Raw genomic sequence first — 24775 nt, forward strand, 5'->3', positions numbered from 1 at the left:
TCTCAGCCGGTGCGAGCCCGTCCGGACGGGCGAACCGATCAGGAATCGAGAAGCCCCGGACGACGGGGCGCGATTAGCGTTGCGAACATGGAAATCACCATCTATTCGAGCTTTCTACCGCATGATGATGCGGAGGCAGCGCTGGCCTTTTATCGCGATGCCCTGGGTTTCGAACTTCGCAAGGATGTCGGCTACAACGGGCTCCGGTGGTTGACGGTAGGGCCGGTCGGTCAGCCCGGAACCTCCATTGTTCTGCATCCGCCGGCCGTTGATCCCGGTATCACCGAGGATGAGCGGCGGACCATTGCCGAGATGATGGCCAAGGGCACCTACGCCAGCCTGCTGCTGGCCACCGAGGATCTCGACGGCGCCTTCGAGCGGGTGCAGGCCACCGATGCCGAGGTGGTGCAGGAGCCGACCGATCAGCCGTACGGCGTCCGGGACTGCGCGTTCCGGGATCCGGCGGGAAATATGGTGCGAATTCAAGAGGTCCGCTGAGTCGTTGCCGCTCGAACCACTGATTCCGCACCGCGCGCGGTCACAACGAGGTGCGCGTGAGCACCCTGTCGATCAGGTAGACGGTCGCTGTGGCGGTGCGGAAGCCGCCACAGATCACCTTCGCATCGTCCACGTCGATACCGTCGGCCGATCGGGTCACGGTGACCTCTCCCCCGTCGGCGGCCAGATACCGCCCGCCGATCCGATCCGGCGGAAGATCGATCGGAACCAGATGGTGCGCAATGATTTTCAGCAGCTCCGAGGCGTCGCTGCGCATGCGATGAACGGTCTTCTCGTCGAGATTGTCGAGGGCGGATTCCTCCGGCACGAAGACGGTGAACCGCTGCGGCGCAGTCGAACCCGGCCTCTGCGCACGCAGGCCCGCGTCTTTGGCGGCGGACAGCATGACCGCCTCCAGCATCGGATTGTCCGGATAGGAGGCGGCGGCATCACATCCGGGGCCTGTCAGTTCGGCGGGCCGCTCGATGTGCTGCGGTGCGGACGGAAGCGGAGCTGGGGCGGCTAGGCCGATCGGGTCGGCGCCGCTGGTGAGTTGTTCGGGAGAACAGCCCAGCGGACCCACTGCCGCCACTGCCAGCAGGAGCGCCGCGGCGCTCGAGCATCGCCTCAATGTCATTGTCCCCATATCGTTTCCGTAATCCGACCGAACCAGGCCCCGGATTGCCCGGGGCCCGGTCACACAGCACTACTTCCTCAGGACCGAGCGTCGGCGTTCCTCAGGACCGAGCGTCGGCGTTCCTCAGGACCGAGCGTCGGCGTTCCTCAGGACCGAGCGTCCGCGTTCCTCAGGACCGAGCGTCCGCGGCCATGGCGGCGACCAGGCTGTTGGGCCGCATATCGGTCCAGTGCTGCTCCACGTAATCCAGGCATTCCCTGCGGCTACCCTCGTGGACCAGCTGCCAACCATCGGGCACCGCCGCGAAATCCGGCCACAGCGAATGCTGCCCCTCGGCATTGACGAGCACCGCGAATCGGCCCTCCTCATTGTCGAACGGGTTGGTCTCGCTCATTCGATCTCCCTTCCTGTTCCGGTATTCGTACTCGATGACGACCAGCGCCGGTCGGCGGCGGCCTGAACGGAAAACCCTGTCCGGCATTCACCTTCGCTGAGGTGCTGCCGCAGCATCGGACCGATTTCGTCCAGTGCCCGCGGTGAACCCATATCGACGTGTGAGCAGCCCACGAAGTGCTCGGTGATCTCGCCGCGCACCACGCCGCGCCACGGACCCGCGCCGGGTGTCGGCGGCGCCTGACCGCCGGCGGAGGGGGGTGAATCCGGCTCTGTGGCAGTGAAATACACCAGATCACCGTCGTAGCGGCGCGGACGGAACCGGTAGCCCATGCTGGTTCCGGCCAGGTAGCCCGTGTACAGCCGCTCCATATGGGCGGCGCCGAGCGCACCGAACGGACCCTGGTGCTCGTGCAGCAATTCCGCCGCGCGCTCGGCGGAGACGTTCTCCGCCGCGAGGCTCGAATCGCCCAGCAGTGCCGCCAGCAGTTCACCGGCGCTGGCGTCCGCGATCTCCGGTTCATCGGCCAGGATGCGGCTGTCCAGCATGGCCAGCATCTGGACCTGCTCACCCGCCGCTTCCAGCCTGGTCGCGATGTCGTAGGCGATCAGCCCGCCCAGCGACCAGCCCAGCAGGTGATACGGCCCGTGCGGCTGCACGGTCTGCATCTCATGGATATACCGCTGCGCGAGCTGCTCGACCGTGTCCAGACCGCAGTCGTCCTCGCTCAGGTGCGGCAGCTGCAGACCGTAGATCGGCCGATCCGGTTCCAGGTGCGGCAGCAGTCCGGTGTAGCTCCAGGCCACACCACTGACCGAGTGCACGCAGAACAGCGGCGGCAGTGCGCCGTTCGGGCGAATCGGCAGCAGCGGACTCAATGCCGCCGCGACGGCATTGTCGCCGTCGGACGGCGCCTCGACCCGCGCGGCGATACCGGCCGGGGTGGGATCGAGGAACAGCGCCTGCATCGGCACATCGGCCCCGTGCTGATCCCGGATCACCGCGACCAGCCGGGTAGCCAGCAGTGAGGTGCCGCCCAACTCGAAGAAGTTGTCGTCCGCACCCACCGATTCCAGACCCAGCACCTCGGCGAAGGCGGCACACACCACCGCTTCGACGGGGGTGGCGGGCGCCCGGAACGTCGCCGCCGCGAGCAGTTCCGGTTCGGGCAGCGCCGTGCGATCCAGCTTCCCGGCCGGTGTCAGCGGCAGGGATTCCAGGACCGTAATCGACTGCGGCACCATGTATTCCGGCACGCGACCGGCGACGTGCCGGCGCAGCTCCTCGACGTTCACCGCGGCGCCGGGCGCCGGCACGATGTAGGCGGCGAGAATCAGTGCACCGCTGGCCATCTCGTATCCGATGGTCGTCGCCGCGGTCACCTCGGCGTGGTCCGAGAGCGCGGCATTGATCTCACCGAACTCGATGCGGAACCCGCGGATCTTCACCTGATCATCGCCGCGACCGAGGTACTCCAGCTCCTGCCTGCCGCTGGACATCACCCACCGCACCAGATCTCCGGTGCGGTACATACGGTCGCCCGGTGCTCCGAACGGACTCGCGATGAACCGCTCGGCGGTCAGTGCGGGACGGCGGTGATAACCACGCGCCAGGGCGATTCCGGCGATATACAGCTCTCCCGGTACGCCCACCGGAACCGGGCGCAGCCGCCCGTCGAGCACCATCAGTGCGAACCCGCGCAGCGGTCCGCCGATGGTGACCGGCACGCCCGGCCGCAGTCCGGCGCTGATGCTCGCCGCGACGGTGATCTCCGAGGGACCGTACGCATTGAGCATGGTGCGACCCGGCACATCGGCCCCGACCCAGCGCTGCACCAGTTCACCGCCGGTGCGGTCACCGCCGACCATGATCATTTCGAGTTCGCCGAGCCCGCCGGGCTCGACGGTCGCCAGCGCCGCGGGCGTCACGAACGCGTGCGTGATCCGCTCCGCGTGCAACAGGTCCCGCAGTTCGTCGCCGCCGAAGATCCCCGTATCGGCCAGCACCAGGGTGGCGGCGCTGCCGAGGGCCAGCAGGATCTCCAGGATTGCGGCGTCGAAACTCGGTGACGCGAAATGCAATACCCGCGAGCGCGTGGTGACACCGCCGCGATGCGCGAGCTCGGCCGCGAAATCGGCCAGGCCGGCATGGGTGACGACAACACCCTTGGGCACACCGGTGGATCCCGAGGTGTAGATCAGGTACGCCGGATTGCCCAGCCGCGGTGCGCGAATGAACTCGGCATCGGAAAGCGTTGCGCCCGAATAGAACCGGGTTTCCGCGGCGAAGGCCGGATCATCGAGCACCAGCCACTGCGGACCCACCGGCACATCCCCGCGGCACCGCGAGACCGTCAGCCCGATGCGCGCCCGCGAATCGCTGAGCATGTGCTCCTTGCGCTGCGCGGGATAGGACGGATCGACCGGCACGAACGCCGCACCGGTCTTGAGCACCGCGAACATGGCCCGCACCGATTCCACCGAGCGCGGAATACCGAGCGCCACATACGATTCCGGACCGACACCGCGCGCCAGCAGCGCTCGCGCCAGCCGGTTGGTGGATCGATCCAGCTGGTCGTAGCTCATCTGGATCTCCCGGTCGCAGACCGCGACCGTGCCCGGCGCGCGGGCGACGGCCGCGGCGAATACCTCAGGGAAGGTGGCGGCGGTGACCGACGCCGATCCCCGGACCGGAGCCAGCGTGCGCATCTCCTGCGCATCGAGCAGATCCAGATCCCCCACCGCGGTGGCGGGATCACCGATCGCCGCCGTGAGCAGCCGGACGAACCGGTGGCACAGCACTTCCGCGCTACCGGCATCGAACAGATCGGTGGCATAGGTGACGCACAGATCGATGCCGTCCGGAGCACCGTGCGCGGTCTGCTTCTCGGTGAGCGTGAATTGCAGATCGAACTTGGCCACCTCGAACGCCGCATCCTCGGCGATCGCGGTCACCTCGGCCAGCCGCGGCAGACCCGGCATCACATTGTGCACCGACAGCATGACCTGGAAGAGCGGATGATGCGCCGCCGAGCGGGCCGGATCCAGCGCCTCCACCAGTCGCTCGAACGGAATATCGGCGTGCGCGAACGCATCCAGATCCGTTTCGCGCACGGTGTCGAGCAGTTCGGCGAAGGTGTCGCCGGGTGCGACGGACGTCCGCAGCACCAGCGTGCCGACGAACATGCCGACCAGCAGATCCAGCTGCGGATCCACCCTGCCGCCGATCGGCGTACCCACCACCACATCGTCGGTACTGCCGAGCCGGCCCAGCAGCACCGCCAGCACCGCGTGCAGCACCATGAAGACGCTGACACCGTGCCAGCGCGCCAATTCGGTGAGCTCGTCGTGCAATTCGGCATCGATGCGGGCGAACACCGACGCACCACGCTGGGACGGGACCGCGGGGCGCGGCCGGTCCATCGGCAACGTGAGGCAGTCCGGTGTTCCGGCAAGCTTGCTCGTCCAGTACTCCAGCTGACGCGCGGCCGGGCTCTCGGGGTCTTCCTCACTACCGAGCACCGCGTGCTGCCACAGACTGAAATCGGCGTACTGCACCGGCAGCGCGGCCCATTCGGGCGCCCGCTGTTCCCGCCGCGCCGCATAGGCCGCGGCCAGATCCATCGCGAGCGGTCCCGCGGAGGCGCCGTCGGCGACGATGTGGTGCATGACGAGCACCAGCAGGTGTTCGTCGGCCGCGAGGCGCAGCAGTCCGGCACGCACCGGAAGCTGCTGTGTCACATCGAATCCCGCCATGATGAACGACCCGATGAACTCTGGCACAGCCGCGGCGGCGAGCTCGTGCAGCGGCACGTCGAGCGCCGGATCGGCGACGGACAGCACCACCTGGTGCGGACCCTCCGCATCCGCCGGGAACACCGTGTGCAGCACCTCGTGTCGTGCCACCACGTCCGCGACCGCCCGCTGCAGCGCTTCCACATCCAGGGCGCCGCGCAGCCGCAGCACCAGCGGGATGTTGTACACGCCCGAGGCGGTATCGAACCGGTTCAGCAACCAGAGCCGCTGCTGCGCCGGAGACAGCGGAATCCGTGCGGGCCGGGGCCGGGAGACCAGCGCGGGCCGGTCCCCGCCACCGGCGGACAGCACCCGATCGAGCAGTGCGCCGAGCTTCTCGGGCGTCGGGTGCTCGAACACCGCCCGCACCTCCAGCCGGCAGCCGGAGGCCGCGGCGATGCGCGCCACCAGCTGTGTCGCCGACAGCGAGTTGCCGCCGAGATCGAAGAAACTGTGGTCCGCGCAGACGCTTTCGCGGCCGACGACCTCGGCCATGGCCTCGGCCACCAGCACCTCGCCGGGTGTGCGCGGGGCACGACCGGTATCGCTGACGGTCCAGTCCGGCTCCGGCAGCGCACGGCGATCCAGTTTCCCGTTGGGCGACAAGGGAATCGAGTCCAGCATCAGGAAGGCCGACGGCACCATATGCGCCGGAAGCTGCTGGGCGGCGAGGTCGTGCAGTTCGCGCGCCTCCAGGGCGACGCCCTCCAACGCGACGACGTAGCAGACGATATGCGCCCGGCCGCCGTCGTCCTTGCGAACCTCGGTGTGCGCGAATCGAACTCCCGCGCAGGCGGCGACCACAGCGGAGATCTCACCGAGTTCGATACGGAAACCGCGCACCTTGACCTGATCGTCGGCACGACCGGCGAATACCAGCTCACCCTCGGCGTTCCACCGCACCAGATCCCCGGTGCGGTACATCCGCTCACCCTTACCACCGAACGGATTCGCCACGAACCGTTCGGAAGTCAGCGCCGGACGCCGGTGGTAGCCCTGTGCCAGGCCGATCCCGCCGACATAGAGCTCGCCCACCACACCGGGCGGCACGGGGCGCAGACGCGCGTCCAGCACCACCGTGGACACACCGCGCATCGGGCGGCCGAGGACGATCGGCCGGTCCGGATGCATGGGCTCGGAGAAGGTGGTCGCAATGGTCGCCTCGGACGGGCCGTACCCGTTCGACATATCGCGGCCCCGGCCCCACTGCTCCACCAGTTCCCGGTCGAACGCCTCACCGCCGACTATCAGCGTGTGCAGATGCGGCAGCGGCCAGCGGTCCGCATCGATGCTGGCCAGCGCGGCGGGGGTGATGACGACATGGGTGACCGCGTTCGCCTCGATCAGTTCCGCCAGCGGGTCACCACCGTAGACGTCGATCGGGACGATCACCATGGTCGTGCCCGCGGACCAGGCCAGCAGCAGCTCCAGCACCGCCACATCGAAGCTCGGCGAGGCCAGATGCAGTGTCCGCGCGGACGGCTCGACAGCGAACCGGACCCGTTGCACCTCGGCGCAGTTGAACACGCCGCGATGCGTGACGGCCACGCCCTTGGGCAGACCGGTGGATCCGGAGGTGTAGATCAGATACGCGATATCGTCGATCCGCGGTACGCGGCGCAGCTCACCGGCGTCCAGCGGTGCGGAGGACATGTCCGCGGCGTCGTCGACCAGCATCCACTCGATGCCGAGATCACCGGGAAGCGCGGCACGGTCGGTGGTGCAGGTGAGTCCGAATCGCACCGCCGAATCGGTGAGCATATGCCGGATGCGGTCCATCGGATGACGCACGTCGACCGGCAGAAAGGCCGCGCCGGTCTTGGCGATGGCCAGCGAGCCCGCCACCGATTCCAGTGACCGGGCCAGGCCGAGTGCGACCACGTCACCGGGTCCGACCCCACGCGCGATCAGCTTGCGGGCCAGGCGATTCGTCCAGGCGTCGAGCTCACCGTAGGTCAGCGTCCGCTCCGCCGTGACGAGCGCGGGGTGATCGGCCCGCACCACCCGGGCGAACAGCTCGGGCAGTGTGACGGGATCCGCGGCCCGGGCGCCGTGTGCCGGAGCCAGCACCGAACGCTCCCACGCGGACAGCACATCCGCGTCGCCGACCGCGATCTCCGGCCGGGCCAGCACCGCCGCCAGCAGCCGGACGAACCGGCGGCTCATCCGGTCCGCGGTGGCGGTATCGAACAGATCGGTGGCGTAGGACAGCGACATCTCGATGCCGTCCGGATCACCGTGCGCGGTAAAGGCTTCGGTGAAGGTGAATTGCAGATCGCACTTCGCCAGGCCCGGATCGACCGGGAAGCCCGTCACCGCGACGTCCGGCAGGCGCACCGTCGGCACACCCATATTGGTGAGCGACAGACTTACCTGGAACAGCGGGTGATGCGCGGTCGAGCGCACCGGGTTGAGCACCTCGACCAGCCGCTCGAAGGGCAGATCGGCGTGCGCGAAGGCATCGAGATCGGTATCGCGCACCGCTGCCAGCACCTCGGCGAAACTGGCCGCACCGTCGATCCTGGTGCGCAGCACCAGCGTTCCGACGAACATGCCGATCAGATCGTCGAGCGCCGCGTCGCCGCGCCCGGCCACCGCGGTGCCGATGGCGATATCACCGCTGCCGCTGGTGCGGGCGATGAGCACCGCCAGTACCGCGTGCAGCACCATGAACACGCTGACATCGTTCGACTGCGCCGAATGCGCCAGGCGGGCAAGCAGTTCCGCATCGATGCGCACCGAGGTCGAGGCGCCGCGATGGGAGGCCACCACCGGCCGGGGCCGGTCGACGGGCAGTTCCAGGCACTCCGGCAGATCCGCCAAGCGCTCGGTCCAGTACTGCAGCTGCCGCGTGGTCAGACTCTCCGGATCGTCCTCGCTGCCGAGCAATTCCCGTTGCCACACACTGAAATCCGCGTACTGGACCGGCAGCGCCGGCCATGCGGGTGCGGCGCCGGAGCAGCGCGCCCCGTAGGCCGCCACCAGATTCGCGGCCAGCGGCGTGAGCGACCAGCCGTCGGCGGCGATGTGGTGGATCACCACGACGAGGACATGCTCATCGGGGCCGACCTGCAGCAGGGCCGCGCGGATCGGAATCTCGGCCGCGAGGTCGAATCCGGCCTGCGCCAGCTCGAACGCATCGGTGATCACCGTGCTCGGGCTGGAGACGATGCGCACGAAAGGCACCACCGCCGCGGTCTCCGGCACCACCACCTGATGCGGCCCCTGCCCGTCCTCGGGGAAGACCGTGCGCAGCACCTCGTGCCGCGCAACCACATCCGACACCGCCTGCTGCAGCGCCGCCGCGTTCAGACGGCCGGTCAGGCGCAGGCCCACCGGAATGTTGTAGGCGGCCGAACCCGGATCGAAGCGGCTCAGGAACCACAGCCGCTGCTGCGCCAGGGACAGCGGCACCCGTTCGGGGCGCTGACCCGGCATGAGGACCGGGCGCCCGGCGGACGCCTCGCCCATCGAATCATCCAGCAGCAGCGCCAGTCCGGCGGGTGTCGGGTGTTCGAAGACCGCGCGCACCGCCAGCCGCTGTCCGGAGGCGGCGGTGATACGCGCGACCAACTGCGTCGCGGAGAGCGAATTGCCGCCCAGCTCGAAGAATCCGTGATCGGCGCAGACCTGGTCGTGACCGAGCACCTCGGCCATGACCTGCGCCACCAGCTTCTCATTGGGCGTGCGCGGGGCACGTCCGCCTTCGACCGTCGCCCAGGCCGGTTCCGGCAGGGCACGGCGATCGAGTTTTCCGGTGGGCGACAACGGGATCGAGACCAATGGCACGAACATGGCGGGGACCATGTGCGCCGGGAGACGCTCGGCCGCGATATCGCGCAGCTGCGCGGTATCCACGGTCTGACCGTCCTCCGGGACGACATAGCAGACGATGGCAGGCCGGCCCGCGGCGTCGTCACGGATCTCGGTGTGGGCGAAGCGAATGGCCTCGGCATCGACCACCACGGCGCTGATCTCGCCGAGCTCGATCCGGAAACCGCGGATCTTCACCTGATCATCACTGCGGCCGACGAAGTCCAGTTCACCGGACTGCGTCCAGCGCACCACATCACCGGTGCGGTACATCCGCGCGCCCGGCAGGGTCGCGAACGGATTCGAGACGAAGCGGCCGGCGGTCAGACCGGGCCGCCGGTGATACCCGCGTGCCAGACCGTCGCCGCCGATGTACAGTTCACCGGCCACACCCGGCGGCACCGGGCGCAGACGCTCATCGAGCACGACCATTCCGGTGCCGCGAATCGGACGGCCGAGCACCACCGCGTCATCCGCCGCCAGTGGCGTCGACATGGCGCTCATGATGGTGGTTTCGGTCGGTCCGTAGCCGATGTACAGGTGCCGTTCCGGAGCCCAGCGGGCCACCAGATCCGCACCCACCGCTTCACCGCCCACCGACAGGTGCTGCAGTGCGGGCAGCGGCCAGCGGGCGATATCGATGCTCGCCAGCGCCGCCGGGGTGATGAAGGCGTGGGTCACCCGCTCCCGGTCCAGCAGCGCGGCCAGGTCGTCACCGCCGTACACCTCGGGCGAGGCGAGCACCAGGGCACCGCCCGAGCACCAGGCCAGCAGCAGTTCCAGAATCGAGGCGTCGAAGCTCGGCGAGGCGAAATGCAGTGGCCGCGAATCGGAGTCCATGAGGTACCGGGTGCGCTGCTCGACCGCGAACCCGGCCATACCGCGATGGGTGACCGCCACACCCTTGGGCACCCCGGTGGAACCGGAGGTGTAGATGATGTAGGCGAGGTCGTCGATGCCCAGCCAGCGCAGCCGATCGGAATCGGTGATCGGTGCGGCGGATTCGGTCCGCTCCAGTTCCGCCAGGGTGAGCCAGTTCAGCACCTCCGGCAGCGCCGCGGAATGAGCAGCCGTGGTAATGCCCAGTCGCGCACCGGAATCGGTGAGCATATGCGCGATCCGCTCGGCCGGATAGCGCACATCGACGGGCACGAAGGTCGCACCGGTCTTGGTGACGGCCACGGTGGCGAGCACCGATTCCGGCGAGCGGGGCAGGCCGAGCGCGACGATATCGCCGGGGCCCACGCCGTGCGCCAGCAGCGCCCGCGCCACCCGGTTCGAGCGTTCATCGAGTTCGCCGTAGGTCAGCGTGCCCGAATCCGACACCACCGCAATGGCATCCCGCGTCGCCGCGGCGGCGGTGAACACCTCCGCCAGGGTCGCCGGCACCGGTCCGTTGACACCGCGCGCGGGCGCCAGCTCGGAGCGCTCCGGCACCGACAGCAGGTCGATATCGCCGACCGCGGTGTGCGGACGGCCGCTCACTCCGGACAACAGCCGGACGAAGCGGGCGCCGAGACGCTCGGCGGTCTCGGCCTCGAACATATCGGTCGCGTAGGTCAGGCAGATCTCGATGCCGTCCGGATCACCCTGTGCGGTATGCGATTCGGTGAAGGTGAACTGGAGATCGAATTTCGCGATCTCCAGCGCGATGTCCTCGATCGCGACCTCGATGTCATCGAGTCGCGGCAGCGCCGGCAGCGCGTCGTGCACCGACAGCATGACCTGGAACAGCGGGTGGTGCGCGGTCGTGCGCACCGGATCGAGGGCCTCCACCAGGCGCTCGAACGGAATGTCGGCGTGCGCGAACGCATTCAGATCGTGATCGCGCACCTGGGCCAGCAGGCCGGAGAAGGACGCGGCACGATCGACCTCGGTGCGCAGCACCAGCGTGCCGGCGAACATGCCGATCAGCGGGTGCAGCCGCGCATCGGCCCGACCGGAGATCGGAGTGCCCACCGTCACGTCCGCGGTGCCCGTGATCCGGGCCAGCAGTACCGCCAGCACGGCGTGCAACACCATGAACAGGCTGGCGTCGTGATCGCGGGCGAGCCGCGAGAGCGCGGCATGCGACGAACCCTCCAGACGGGCGAATACCGAAGCGCCGTGCTGTGATCGGATCGTGGGGCGCGGTCGGTCGGACGGCAGTTCCAGACTGCCCGACTGCCCCTGCAGGCGTTCGGTCCAGTACCGCAGCTGCTGCGCGGCCACACTCGCGGAATCCGCCTCATCGCCCAGCAGCTCACGCTGCCAGACGCTGTAATCGGCGTACTGCACCGGCAATTCGGCCCACTCGGGAGCCGCACCCTGCCGCCGTGCGGCATACGCGGCCGCGAGATCGGAGGCCAGCGGGGCGACGGAGCCGCCGTCGGCGGCAATGTGGTGCACGACGACCGCGAGCACGTGATCGTGCTCACCGGCGCGCAGCAACTCCGCACGCAACGGCAGCGCCGTCGCCAGATCGAATCCCCTGGTGGCCAAGGCACCCAGCCGTGCCGCGATATCCTCCGCCGCAACCTCGACCACGGGCAGCGTGAAGTCGGCCGCCACCGGCACGATCACCTGGTGCGGGCCGTCCGCGTCCTGCGGGAACAGGGTGCGCAGCGCCTCGTGCCGCTCCACCACATCACGCAGGGCCGCGGCCAGCGCCGCCGCATCGAGGCGGCCGCGCAGGCGCAGGGCCACCGGGATGTTGTATGCGCCCGAATCGGTGTCGAAACGGTTCAGGAACCACAGTCGCTGCTGCGCCGGGGACAGCGGAACCCGGGTCGGACGGCGGCCGCGGGTGAGTTGCGGCAGACCCGGATCATCCTGTGCCAGCAGCTCGTCCACGACGCGCGCCAGCTGTTCGGGGGTCGGGTGTTCGAAGACGGCGCGCACACCGAGCTGGCGACCGGTGGTGGCGGCGAGCTGTGCCACCAGGCGGGTCGCCGAGAGCGAGGTGCCGCCCAGCTCGAAGAAGTCGTGATCGGCGCAGACCTCGGTGCGGCCGACCACCTCGGCCATGGCGTTCGCCACCAGAATCTCACTCGGGGTGCTGGGCGCACGCCCGGCCGCCACCTCCCACTGCGGTTCCGGCAGCGCCCGGCGATCGAGCTTGCCACTGGGTGAGAGCGGAATATCCGCCAGCACCACGATGGCGGTGGGCACCATGTACCCGGGCAACCGGTCGGCGGCATACGAGCGCAGCGCCTGCCGGTCCGGCCGCTGATCCCCGGCGGCGACCACATAGCCGACAATGCGCGGAGTTCCGGCATCGTCGCGGCGGATCTCGGTGTGCGCGAAGCGAATTCCTTCGGCCTCCGACAGCGCCGCGCTGATCTCGCCGAGTTCGATGCGGAAACCGCGGATCTTCACCTGATCATCGCTGCGGCCGACGAATATGAGCTCACCGCCGGCCGTCCAGCGCACCACATCACCGGTCCGGTACATGCGCTCACCCGGGACCCCGGCGAACGGATTCGCCACGAATCGCTCCGCGGTGAGCGCGGTCCGGCCCACATATCCACGGGCCAGACCCGCACCCGCCACATAGAGCTCACCTGCGACACCCACCGGCACCGGCCGCAGCCGAGTGTCCAGCACGGTGAGCGCCGCACCGCGAATGACACGGCCCAGCACAATGGGGCTACCCGCGGTGAGTGCGTCCGACATGACCGGCGCCACAGTCGCTTCCGACGGACCGTAGGCATTGAACATGGCCCGGCCGACCGCCCAGCGGGCGACCAGATCGGCGCCGACCGCCTCGCCGCCGACCACCAGGCAGCGCAGTGCCGGCAGCGGGTGGGCGGTGATATCGATGCTCGCCAGCGCGGCCGGGGTGATGAAGGCGTGTGTGACGCCCGCACCCTCCAGCAGTGCCGCCAGCTCGTCGCCACCGTAGATCTCCGCGGAGGCGACCACGACGGTCGCACCCGTGCACCAGGCCAGCAGCAGTTCGAGCACCGAGGCATCGAAACTGGGCGAGGCGAAATGCAGTGTGCGGCTGGTGGATTCCAGACCGTAGCGGGCACGCTGCTCCAGCGCGAAGGCGGCGAGTCCGCGATGCGGAACCGCGACACCCTTGGGCACGCCCGTGGAGCCGGAGGTGTAGATGACGTAGGCGATATCGTCGACGGACAGCGGACGGAGGCGATCGGAATCCAGCACGGCCGCAGCCGATCCCGCAGTGGACACCGCGTCCACCAGGAGCCACTGCACCGTCGAATCCGCGGGCAGCAGCTCGCTGTCCGTGCCGGTGGTCAGGCCCAGCCGGGCCCCGGAGTCGGTGAGCATATGCCGAATCCGGTCGGCCGGATGCCGCACGTCCACGGGCAGATAGGCCGCGCCGGTCTTGGCGACGGCCACCGTCGCGACGACGGACTCCACCGATCGCGCCAGGCCCAGTGCGATGACCTCACCCGGTCCCGCGCCCTGACCGATCAGGGTGCGCGCCAGGCGATTCGACCACTCGTCGAGTTCGCCGTAGGTGAGGGAGCGGTGCTCGGCGACGAGGGCGATCTGATTCGGATCGGCTGCCGCCGAGGCGAAGAGCTCCGGCAGGGTCAGCACGATATCGGCCGCCGGACCGCGCACGGGTGCGAGCGCCCGCATCTCCTCCGGAGCCAGCAGCTCCAGATCGCCCACCGCCGCGGCGGGATCGGCGAGGGCCGCGGACAGCGCCCGCACGAAGCGGCGGCTCAGGTCCACCGCCGTGGCGCGATCGAACAGATCGGTGGCATAGGTCAGGCACAGGTCCAAACCGCCCGAGCCGCCACCCGCCTCCGGTACGGCGGTGAAGACGAATTGCAGATCGAACTTCGCCACCATCGAATCGACCTGCTGGACAGCGATATCCAAACCCGGCAGCCGCAGGACGGGCGCCTGGAAATTGTCCAGCGACAGGCTCACCTGGAACAGCGGGTGATGTGCGGTGGAGCGCACCGGATTCAGTGCCTCGACCAGCCGCTCGAACGGCAGATCCGCGTGCGCGAACGCCTCCAGGTCGGCTTCCCGCACCGTGCGCAGCAGATCGGTGAAGGAGGTACCGCCGTCGACCGGCGTGCGCAACACCAGGGTGCCGACGAACGCGCCGATCAGCGCATCGAGTTCGGGTTCGCCGCGGCCCGCGATCGCGGTGCCGACCGAGATGTCGGGGGTGCCGGCGAGCCGGGCCAGCAGCAGCGCCAGCACGGCGTGCAGCACCATGAATTCACTGACGTCGCGGCTGCGCGCCAGTTCCGTCAGCCGGGTGTGCAGACCGGCGTCCACCCGCGTGCGGACCGAATCGCCGCGATGGGTGGCCACCGCCGGGCGCGGGCGATCGGCGGGCAGGTCGAGGCAGTCCGGCAGCGCGGCCAGACGGGTGCGCCAGTAGCGCAACTGCTGGGCGGCCACGCTCTCGGCATCGTCCTCGTCGCCGAGCAGATCCTGGTGCCACACCGCGTAATCCGCGTACTGCACCGGCAGCGGCATCCACTCCGGCGCGTGCCCGGACCGGCGCGCGGCATAGGCCGTCATGAGGTCCGAGGCCAGCGGCGCCAGCGACCAGCCGTCCATGGCGATGTGGTGCACGACCATCGCCAGCGCGTATTCGGTCTTTCCGGTGCGCAGCAGTTCGACCCGCAGCGGGAGTTCGCGGGTGAGGTCGAAACCCTGCTCGGCGGCGACCTCGACATGCTGTTCGAGCTCCAGCGCGGAGGTCTCGAGTAGTGCCAGGGTGAGCGGCACCTCCGCGGCGGGGATGAGCGCCTGGTACGGACCCTGATCATCCTGCGGGTACAGGGTGCGCAGAATCTCGTGGCGCGCAATGAGATCGGTGAGGGCGGCACGCAGCGCCGCCTCGTCCAGTGCGCCGCGCAGGCGCAGCGCCACCGGAATATTGTAGGCGCCGGAGTCGGTGTCGAGCTGGTTCAGGAACCACAGTCGCCGCTGTACCGAGGTGAGCGGAACCCGCGCCGGGCGGGCCAGTGCACACAGGCGCGGACGGTCCGTGATCTCTTGTCCCGCAATACTGTCCAGCAGCCGCGCCAGACCCTCGGGGGTCGGATGCTCGAAGACCTCGCGCACCGCGAGCCGATGTCCGCACGCGGCGGCGATCCGGGATACCAGCCCGGTGGCCGAGAGCGAGTTGCCGCCCAGATCGAAGAAGCTGTGATCCGCGCAGACCTGTTCGCGCCCGAGCAGGCGCGCCATTTCCCCGGCCACCAGCGCCTCGGCCGGGGTCGCCGGTTCGCGGCCCGCGATGCCGAGATCCCACACGGGTGCGGGCAGGGCGCGCCGATCCAGTTTGCCGCTGGGCGACAAGGGAATCGAATCGAGCGCGACCACCGCCGAGGGCACCATATGCGCGGGCAGCTTCGCACCGACGTGGGCTCGCACGGACTGTGCGTCCAGCTGGTGCGCGTCCGCGGCGCGGACATAGCTCACGATGTGCGCGCGTCCGGCCTCGTCGTGCCGAACCTCGGTGTGCGCGAATCGAACTCCGTCGAGGTCCGCGATCACCGCGGTGATCTCCCCGAGTTCGATACGGAAACCGCGCACCTTCACCTGGTCGTCACCGCGGCCGAGGAAGACCAGCTCACCGCCGGCCGTCCAGCGCACCAGGTCGCCGGTGCGATACAGCCGCTCGCCTGCCGAACCGTACGGATCGGCAATGAACCGAGCCGCACTCAGACCGGGCTGCGCGAAGTAACCACGCGCCAGGCCCGGACCACCGATGTAGAGCTCACCCGCAACGCCGACCGGGACGGGGCGCAGACGGCGATCCAGCACGGCCAGCCGGGCGCCCCGGATGGGCCCGCCCAGCACGATCTGCTGCTGCGGCGCAAGCGCATTCGACATGGCGACGGCAACGGTGGCCTCGGAGGGACCGTACGCGTTGAACATCGCACGGCCGACTGCCCAGCGCTCGAGCAGCTCCGCGCCGACGGCCTCGCCGCCGACGATCAGTCCGCGCAGTGCGGGCAGCGATCGGCCGCCCGCGCCCAGGGTGGCCAGGGCCACCGGGGTGAGGAACGCGTGGCTGACGCGCTCGCGTTCGAGCAGTTCCGCCAATTCCTCGCCGCCGTACAGGTGCGGCGGCGCCACCACCATGGTCGCGCCCGCGGACCAGGCCAGCAGCATTTCCAGCACCGAGGCGTCGAAGCTCGGCGACGCGAAATGCAGTGTCCGAGCGCCGGATACGACGCCGAACCGCTCGGCCATGGTGCGCGTGAAGTCGGCGAGACCGGTGTGGGTGACCGTCACGCCCTTCGGGGTGCCGGTCGATCCGGAGGTGTAGATGAGATAGGCGGTGTGCGAGAAGTGCAGCGGCGCAGAGCGATCGGCATCGGTGACCACGGTCTCCGGCAGACCGGCCAGCGGTGCGGTGACCTCGGGATCGTCGAGTACCAGCCAGGTGACGCCGTCGGCCGGCAGTTCCCCGCGCTGTGCGGCGACGGTGAGACCGAACCGCGCGCCGGAGTCGGCCAGCATGTGCTGCTTGCGCTGCAGCGGATAGGCCGGATCGACGGGCAGGAAGGCCGCGCCGGTCTTGGCCACCGCCACGGTGGCGCACACCGAATCGATGGAGCGCGGAATGCCCAGTGCCACGATGGATTCCGGGCCCACGCCGTGCCCGATGAGCAGGCGTGCCAGGCGATTCGAGCGCCGATCCAGTTCGGCGTAGGTCAACTCGGAATCACCACAGCGCACCGCGGGTGCGCCAGGATCGATGGCGGCCGCGGCGGTGAAGATCGCCGCCAGTGTCGCCACGGGCGCGGAATCGGGCCCGGATACCGGTGCCAGGGCGCGGATCTCGTCCGCTGTCAGCATCGGGAGCTCGCCGACGATCGCGCCGGGATCGGCGGCAGCCGCGGCCAGCACCCGGGCGAACTGGTCGGTGAAGCGCCGGGCGGTCTCCGCCGCGAACAGATCGGTCGCGTAGGTCAGCGCCAGGTCGATGCCCGCCGGAGCGCCCTGTGCCGAATGCCGTTCGATCAGTGTGAATTCCAGGTCCCAGCGCGCCGCGCCGGTCTCCAGGGCCGAGGTGGTGCAGCGCAGTCCGGACAGCTCGACCGCCGCGGGAACAGAGCTGTGCAGTGACAGCATGACCTGGAACAGCGGGTGGTACGCCGAGGAGCGCACCGGTTCGAGCACCTCGACCAGGCGCTCGAACGGCAGCTCCGCATGTGCGAAGGCATCCAGATCGGTATCGCGCACCGAACGCAGCAGATCCGCGAAGGATGCGCCGGTGTCCACCTTGGTGCGCAGCACCAGGGTGCCGACGAACATGCCGACGAGACTGTCCAGCTGGGGATCCACCCGGCCGGCGATCGGCGTGCCCACGGCCACATCATCGGTGGCCGCGAGCCGGGCCAGTACGGTCGTCAGCGCGGCGTGCAGCACCATGAACACACTCACGCCGGATCGCTGTGCCACGGTGTTCAGCGCCGCGTGCAAGGTCGCGTCCAGGTGCGTGCGCACCGTGGCGCCACGGTGCGAAGCCACCACCGGGCGCGGCCGGTCGACTGGCAGCTCGAGGCATTCCGGCAGTTCCGCGAGGCGTTCGCGCCAGTACCCGAGCTGGCGGGCCGCCGGGCTCTCGGGATCGTCCTCGCTGCCCAGCAGATTCCGTTGCCACACACTGAAATCCGCGTACTGCACCGGCAGTGCCGCCCATTGCGGCGACCCGCCGGAGCGACGCGCCTCGTACGCCGTCACCAGATCGGTGGCGAGCGGCGTCAAGGACCAGCCGTCCGCGGCAATGTGATGGATCACCACGACGAGCACATGCTCCTCGGCGGTGAGCCGCAGCAGGCCCGCGCGAATCGGCGGCTGCACGGTGAGATCGAAACCGGTGGCGGCGAATTCGAGGGCATCGGTATCGGCGGTGTCGGGTCCGGACATGATGTGCGCGAACGGCACCACCACACCGTGCTCCGGAAGCACCACCTGATGCGGTCCCTCGGCGTCCTCCGGGAAGACCGTCCGCAGCACCTCGTGCCGGGCCACCACATCCGAGAGCGCCTGCTGCAGCGCCGCCGTCTCCAGTCGGCCCGACAGGCGCAGGCCGACGGCGATGTTGTAGGCGCCGGAGTCGGTGTCGAAACGGTTCAGGAACCACAAGCGCTGCTGCGCCAAGGACAGTGGGATGCGCGCCGGGCGCTCCCGCGCCGTCAACTGCAGGCGCGCGCCGGCGCCACCGGACTGCTCCAGCAGCACGGCCAGCGCCCCCACGGTCGGCGCGTCGAACAGCGCCCGCACCTCGACCACTGTGTCCAAGGCCAGCGCGAGCCGCGTCGCCACCTTGGTCGCCAGCAGCGAATTGCCGCCCCGGGCGAAGAAGTCGTCGTCCAGGCCCACCCGCTCGGCCCCCAGCACCTCCTCGAAGACCGCGGCCACCGCGCGCTCGGCGCGCGAAACCGGTTGGCGGAAGCGGGCTACCGCGAACACCGGCTCGGGCAGCGCCCGGCGATCGACCTTGCCGGTCGCCGTCATCGGCAGTTCGGGCAGCACCATCAGGGCGGCCGGAACCATATAGGCGGGCAGGGCGGCGGCCAGGCGAGTCCGCAGCACGTCCGGTTCGGCGGTACGACCCTGGGCCGGAACCACATAGGCGACAAGCTGATCGCCGCGCTGCGCATCGGCCCGCGCGACGACGACGGCCGTCTCGATATCGTCCTCGGCCAGTAGCGCGGCCTCGATATCGCCCAACTCGACGCGGAAGCCGCGAATCTTCACCTGAAAGTCGGTGCGGCCGTGGTACTCCAGCTCGCCCGAGGTCTTCCAGGACGCGAGATCTCCGGTGCGGTACATGCGTTCGCCCGCGTCCACCGCGAACGGGTCGGGTACGAACCGCTCCGCCGTCAGCACGCCACGGCTGACATAGCCGTGCGCCAGCTGAATTCCCGCGAGGTACAGGTCGCCGACAACACCCGGCGCGACCGGCCGCAGCCGGGTATCGAGCACATAGACCCGGCTGTTCCATTCCGGGCGGCCGATCGGCACCGTCACGGTATCCGCGGCGTCCACCCGGTGCGCGGTCACCGAGACCGCGGCCTCGGTGGGGCCGTACAGATTCCACAGCTGAATGCGCGGATTCGCACGGCGGAAACGCTGCGCAGTCGCGGCCGGCAGCGCCTCGCCGATGGCGAGCACCAGCCGGACCGTGGCGGGCAGCTCCGCCTGGCGTCCCGCCATGAGGGCCGTGAGCATGGACGGCACCAGGTGCAGCACCGAGACGCGGCGATCCTCGATCAGCGCGGTCAGATAGGACGGATCGCGATGACCGTCGGGGGTCGCGATGACGGTGCGGCCACCGACCAGGACTGCGGAATAGAACTCCCACACCGACAGATCGAAGGTGGCGGCGGTCTTCAACAGCACGGTGTCATCGCCGTCGAGTCCGAAAGTTCGCTGCTTCCAGAGCAATTGGTTCACCACCGCGCGATGCGGCACCGCGACGCCCTTCGGGCGGCCGGTGGAACCGGAGGTGAAGATGACGTAGGCGGTGTGCTGCGGGCGCAGCGGGGTACGCCGTTCGCCGTCCAGGACGGGGTACGGCGGCACGGCGGCCAGATCCAGCGCGTCGATCTCGACGATCGGCACACCCACCGCGGGCAGCCCGGCCGCATCCGCGCGAGTGCTCAGCACACACTGCGGTGCGGCGGTGCCGAGAATGTAGTGCAATCGCTCGGCGGGCTGATCGGGATCGATCGGGACGTACGCGCCACCGGCGACGGCGACCGCGTACATGCCGACCAGCAGCTCCGCCGAACGGCGCACGGCGAGCGCCACCCGCACCTCGGGGCCGACGCCCAGCGCGATCAGGTGGCGGGCAAGGCGATTGACCCGCTCGGAGAATTCCCGGTAGGTCAGCGTCTGCGGATCGACCTCGGGCCCCGACTCGGCCACCAGCGCGATCGCCGACGGAGTGCGGGCAGCCTGTGCGGCGAAGAGCGAGGCCAGCGTCTGGCGGGCATCGACCGCATGCGCGGTCGCGTTCCAGCCGTGCAGGATTCGGGTGCGCTCGGTGCCGTCGAGTAGATCGAGGTCGCCGATCACCCGGTGCGGGTGCGCCGCGGCGTCACCGAGCAGCCGGGCGAATCTGGCGGCGAAGCCCTCGATCGTGTGCTCATCGAAAAGGTCGGTGGCATAGACGAAGTGGCCGGTGATCCCGGTCGGCGCACCGGTGTCGTCGTAGTGATCGGTGAGCACCAGCTGCAGATCGAACTGCGCCACACCGGTTTCGATCTCGGTCCCGGACACCGTCAGGCCGGGCAGTTCGACCGCGATCCGGCCCAGGTTCTGGAACGAGAGGCCGACCTGCACCAGTGGATGCCGGGCGGTCGAGCGCACCGGGTTGAGCTCTTCCACCAGGCGCTCGAAGGGCAGCTGCGCATGCGCGAAGGCAGCCAGATCGATCGCGCGCTGCCGGGTGAGCAGCGCGTGGAAGGATTCACCGAGTTCGGGCCGGGCGCGGAAGACGACGGTATTGACGAACATACCGATGAGCGCATCGAGCTCCTGTTCACCGCGACCGGCGACCGGTGTGCCGACGGCGATATCGAGACCTCCGGACAGGCGCGCCAGCAGCACCGCGAACGCCGAATGCACCGCCATGAACAGGGTGGCGTCGGTCTCGCGGGCAAGCCGCAGCAAATCGGCGTGCACGGCGGATTCCACCGCGACGTTCACCTTCGCGCCCCGGAAGGACTGCACCGCCGGGCGCGGCCGATCGTAGGGCAGCGAGAGTTCGTCCGGCAGGTCCGCCAGCTCGGTGCGCCAGTAATTCAGCTGCGCCGCAGCGGAACTGGCCGGATCGGCGACATCACCGAGGGTCTCGGTCTGCCACAGGCTGTAGTCCACGTACTGCACTGGCAGGGGCGCCCACTGCGGGGTCTGCCCGGCCAGGCGGGCCGCGTATGCCGACGAGAGATCGGCGAACAGGGGTGCCAGCGACCAGCCGTCGGCCGCGATGTGGTGAATCACGACCGCCAGCACGTGTTCCCGTGCCCCGGTGCGCAGGAGCTCCATGCGCAGTGCGGTCTCACGGGTGAGTTCGAATCCACGGGCGGCGACGGACCGCAGGCGCTCCCCCAGCTCGGCCGCGGGCACCTCGACCACCGGCAGCTCCGGAACGGCGGCGGCCGCATCCAGGATCACCTGGTGCGGACCGTCCTGGCCGTCCGGGAAGAGGGTGCGCAAAGGCTCGTGCCGGGCAAGCAGATCCGCGACCGCGCCGCGCAGGGCGGTGATATCCAGATCGCCGTCCATGCGCACCGCGAACGGGATGTTGTAGGTGTAGGCGCTGTGGTCGAAGCGGTTGATGAACCAGAGCCGCTGCTGTGCCGGGGAGAGCGGAATGCGCGCCGGGCGCACCCGGGCGGCGAGCGCGGCGCGACCGGGCTCGGGCAGCAGTGCCGATACCCGGGCTGCGAGGCCCTCGACCGTCGTCTCCTCCAGCACCAGCCGGACCGGTACCGCGACACCGAGTTCCGCGCCGATGCGCGCCGAGACCCGGGTCGCGTTCAGAGAGTTGCCACCGAGTGCGAAGAAGCCGTCGTCCAGGCCTATTCGCTCCACCTCGAGCACCTCGGCCAGCACCGCCGCCACCGTCCGCTCCGCCGTGCTGCCCGGGGCCCGATAGGCCACGGTCACCACGACCGGCTCCGGCAGGGCGCGCCGATCCAGCTTGCCGTTGGCGGTCAGCGGAATCGCGTCGATGACCACGTAGGCCGCGGGCACCATGTACTCCGGCAGCCGCTCGCCCAATGCCCCGCGCAGTGCCGGAATATCCAGTGCCGCAGCCGATTCGGTCACCAGGTACGCGACGATGCCGGCATCACCCGCATCGTCGTGCCGCACGATCACCGCGGCCTGCCGCACCAGTTCCTGAGCCAGCAGCGCCGCCTCGATCTCACCGAGCTCGATGCGGAAACCGCGCACCTTGACCTGATCGTCGGCGCGGCCCAGGTATTCCAGTTCACCGGCAGCCGTCCAGCGTCCGAGGTCGCCCGAACGGTACAGCCGGGTGCCGGGTGCGCCGAACGGGTTGGCCACAAATCGCGCACCCGAGAGCGCGGGCTGCCCGAGGTAGCCGCGCGCGAGCTGTGCACCGGAGACGTAGATCTCGCCGGCGACGCCGATGGGGGCCGGTCGCAATCGGCTGTCCAGCAGGAAGATTCCCAGACCCGGAATGGCCCGGCCGATGCCGCCGCCGCCGGAGGCCGCGGCCGCACGATCGAGTGCGCGCTGCGTGACATGGACGGTCGTCTCGGTGATGCCGTACATATTGACCAGGCGCGGTGCGTGGTCGTGGTGACGGCTGTACCAGTCGGCCAGCCGGCGCGGTTCCAGAGCCTCACCGCCGAAGATGATGTAGCGCAGTGCGAGTGGAGCCAGGGTCGAATCGCGTTCCGACTCGATACGGTCGGCCTCGACGAGCTGGGAGAAGGCGGACGGGGTCTGGTTGAGGACCGTCACCCGTTCCCGGCGCAGCAGCGCCAGGAACAGTTCGGGCGACCGCGAGGTCTCGTAATCGACGACGACCAGGGTGCCGCCGTACAGCAGCGGGCCCCACAGCTCCCACACCGAGAAGTCGAAGGCGTAGGAGTGGAACAGGGTCCACACATCGTTCTGATCGAATCCGTAGGCCCGGTCGGTGTTTCCGAACAGCGTCGCTACATTCGCGTGCGGGATCTGCACGCCCTTGGGGCGGCCGGTGGATCCGGAGGTGTAGATGACGTAGGCGACATTGCCGGGCGTGAGCGCGCCACGGCGCTCGGCCGCGGTGATGGGACTGCCGTCGGCGGCGGGGTCGACCGCTTCCACGGCGATGATCGGCAATCCGGCCGGGAGCGCCGAGCGCAGCGCCGCGGAACTGATCGCGCACGCGGGCCCGGCATCGGTGAGCATGTAGGCGATGCGGTCGGCCGGATAGTCCGGATCGATCGGGAGGTATCCGCCGCCGGCCTTGATCACCGCCAGCAGGGCGATCACCAGGTCCAGTGAGCGCGGCAGCGCCACGGCGACCAGCGTCTCGGGGCCGACGCCGTGCCGAATGAGTTCCCGGGCAAGACGATTCGCACGAGCGTCCAACTCGCGATAGGTGAGTGATACCCCGTCGCACGTGACAGCGGTGGCGCCGGCGTGCGCGGCGACCGTGGCATCGAACAGGTCGGCCAGCGTGTCCTCGGAGGGCAGCGATTCGGCAGGGGTCCGCGCCCAATCCCGCAGCACCAGTTCCTGTTCCGCCGGACCCATGACGGCCAGGTCGGCGAGCACGGACTCCGGAGCGGTCCTCAGGAATTCGGTGAGGTAGTCCAGGAAGCGGCGATGATGCGCGCGCAGTTCGTCGGCGGTATAGCGCGCCGGATTGCCGATGAAGTCGACATGCAGCTCACCCGCGCCCGAGCCGTTGTAGATATTGACCGACAGGTCCTCCACCGGTCCGGTCGACAGCAGATGCATGGTCGCGGCCGCACGGCCGAAACGAAGACCGTTGTGGAACAGCATGATGTTGACCACCGGGCCGAAGAAGCTGCGGTGCTCGCCCGCCGCGCCGCGATCGCGCTGCATGTCCTCGTGCCGGTAGCGCTGATGTCGCAGTGCGTCCCGAATGCTGGGGTCGACTCGGCCCACGAGATCCGCGAGCGTGGTGTGCGCGGCGATATCGACGTGCAGCGGAACCACATTGGAGACGTAGCCCGCCGACATACGCAGTTCGGGGGTGGTGCGGGCGGTCACCGGCAGGCTCAGGGTGACCTGCGTCCTGCCGGTCACCGCGGCGAGGTAGGCCGCCACGCCGGCGGTCAGCAGGGCGGGGCGCGAGGCGCCGAATCGTTCACGTACCGCATCGAGTTCGGTTCGGCAGGTCGCAGGCAGCACGCCGCCTTCGATCCACCGGTCCGCACCCGCGGCGCCATAACGGTCGCTCAGGCTGAAGGTCGATCCGATGGCGTTCAGCCGGCCGCGCCAGAAGCGGCGGTCCTCGGCGAACGCCGCCGAATCGCGGTATGCGAGCTCGGATTCGTAGATGGAGTGCAGATCCTTGGCAGCCGACTGACTCGGCGCCGCACCGTCGGTGAGCGCGGTGTAGTGCTCGGCAATGCGCGCGACGAGCAGCATCGCCCCGTAACCGTCGATGGCGATGTGGTGCATCTTGGCGTACCAGAGGTATTCGTCGTCGCCGGTGCGCAGGACAGCGGACTCGAAGAGTCGACTGTCCAGCAGCGGAATCGGTACGGCGGAGTCGCGGCGCATCCAGGACATCGCGGCGGCGCGGGGGTCGTCGCAGGATCGGAAATCGTGCCGGGCCATATCGATCGGTTCGTCCGGACCCACCATCTGACGTGGGTTTCCTGCTACCTCGACGATTCGCAACCGAGGGCTCTGCAAATCCCTAGCACATAAACGGACGGCCTGTTCGAGGCGCGCCACATCAAAATCACCATGAATCTCGACGTACTGCGCGACCGTCAGCGGCTCGTCTGGCGCAATGTGCTGCGCGTTCCATATGCCAATCTGCGCCTCTGACAAGGGAAAAGAGAATACCGTGTCCGATGCGTCACGACCTGCGGGCTCCGAGGCCAAGGCGGTCATCAAAACACTCCAATCTCCGATAGAAGAATCTGGACGATCCTGAACAATCAAAGAGCAGACAGCAACTTCGCTGCA

The 24775-nt window shown here is 69.3% G+C and carries 4 protein-coding genes; 1 reads left to right on the top strand and 3 read right to left on the bottom strand.

Features of this window, described 5'->3' with window-relative positions; translation table 11 throughout:
• The first annotated feature begins 87 nt into the window (after nucleotides 1-87).
• Nucleotides 88-498: a VOC family protein gene (locus OG716_RS14650; RefSeq protein WP_405138175.1), complete on the top strand. Its 411-nt coding sequence runs from the start codon at nucleotides 88-90 to the stop codon at nucleotides 496-498.
• A 40-nt stretch (nucleotides 499-538) separates the two neighbouring features.
• On the opposite strand, the gene OG716_RS14655 is transcribed toward OG716_RS14650, so the two are convergent.
• The 3 genes from OG716_RS14655 to OG716_RS14665 all read right to left on the bottom strand — a co-directional run bounded on the left by OG716_RS14655 (nucleotide 539) and on the right by OG716_RS14665 (nucleotide 24700).
• Nucleotides 539-1135 (bottom strand): fasciclin domain-containing protein, encoded by a 597-nt coding sequence (locus OG716_RS14655; RefSeq protein WP_405138176.1) that lies wholly within the window; start codon nucleotides 1133-1135, stop codon nucleotides 539-541.
• A gap of 169 nt (nucleotides 1136-1304) precedes the next feature.
• Nucleotides 1305-1529, bottom strand: a complete 225-nt coding sequence (locus OG716_RS14660; protein ID WP_405138177.1) for an MbtH family protein — start codon at nucleotides 1527-1529, stop codon at nucleotides 1305-1307.
• Nucleotides 1526-24700, bottom strand: a complete 23175-nt coding sequence (locus tag OG716_RS14665) for a non-ribosomal peptide synthase/polyketide synthase (protein ID WP_405138178.1) — start codon at nucleotides 24698-24700, stop codon at nucleotides 1526-1528. Before OG716_RS14665 ends, OG716_RS14660 begins: the two co-directional genes overlap by 4 nt.
• Nucleotides 24701-24775: the final 75 nt, after the last annotated feature.

The organism is Nocardia sp. NBC_01388 (genome assembly GCF_045040085.1).
GTDB lineage: Bacteria > Actinomycetota > Actinomycetes > Mycobacteriales > Mycobacteriaceae > Nocardia.

What these genes read in the sequence shown, in the direction of transcription:
- OG716_RS14650 (WP_405138175.1), top strand. Translation starts at nt 88, where the DNA reads ATGGAAATCACCATCTATTCGAGCTTTCTACCGCATGATGATGCGGAG.
- OG716_RS14655 (WP_405138176.1), bottom strand. Translation starts at nt 1,135, where the DNA reads ATGACATTGAGGCGATGCTCGAGCGCCGCGGCGCTCCTGCTGGCAGTG.
- OG716_RS14660 (WP_405138177.1), bottom strand. Translation starts at nt 1,529, where the DNA reads ATGAGCGAGACCAACCCGTTCGACAATGAGGAGGGCCGATTCGCGGTG.
- OG716_RS14665 (WP_405138178.1), bottom strand. Translation starts at nt 24,700, where the DNA reads ATGACCGCCTTGGCCTCGGAGCCCGCAGGTCGTGACGCATCGGACACG.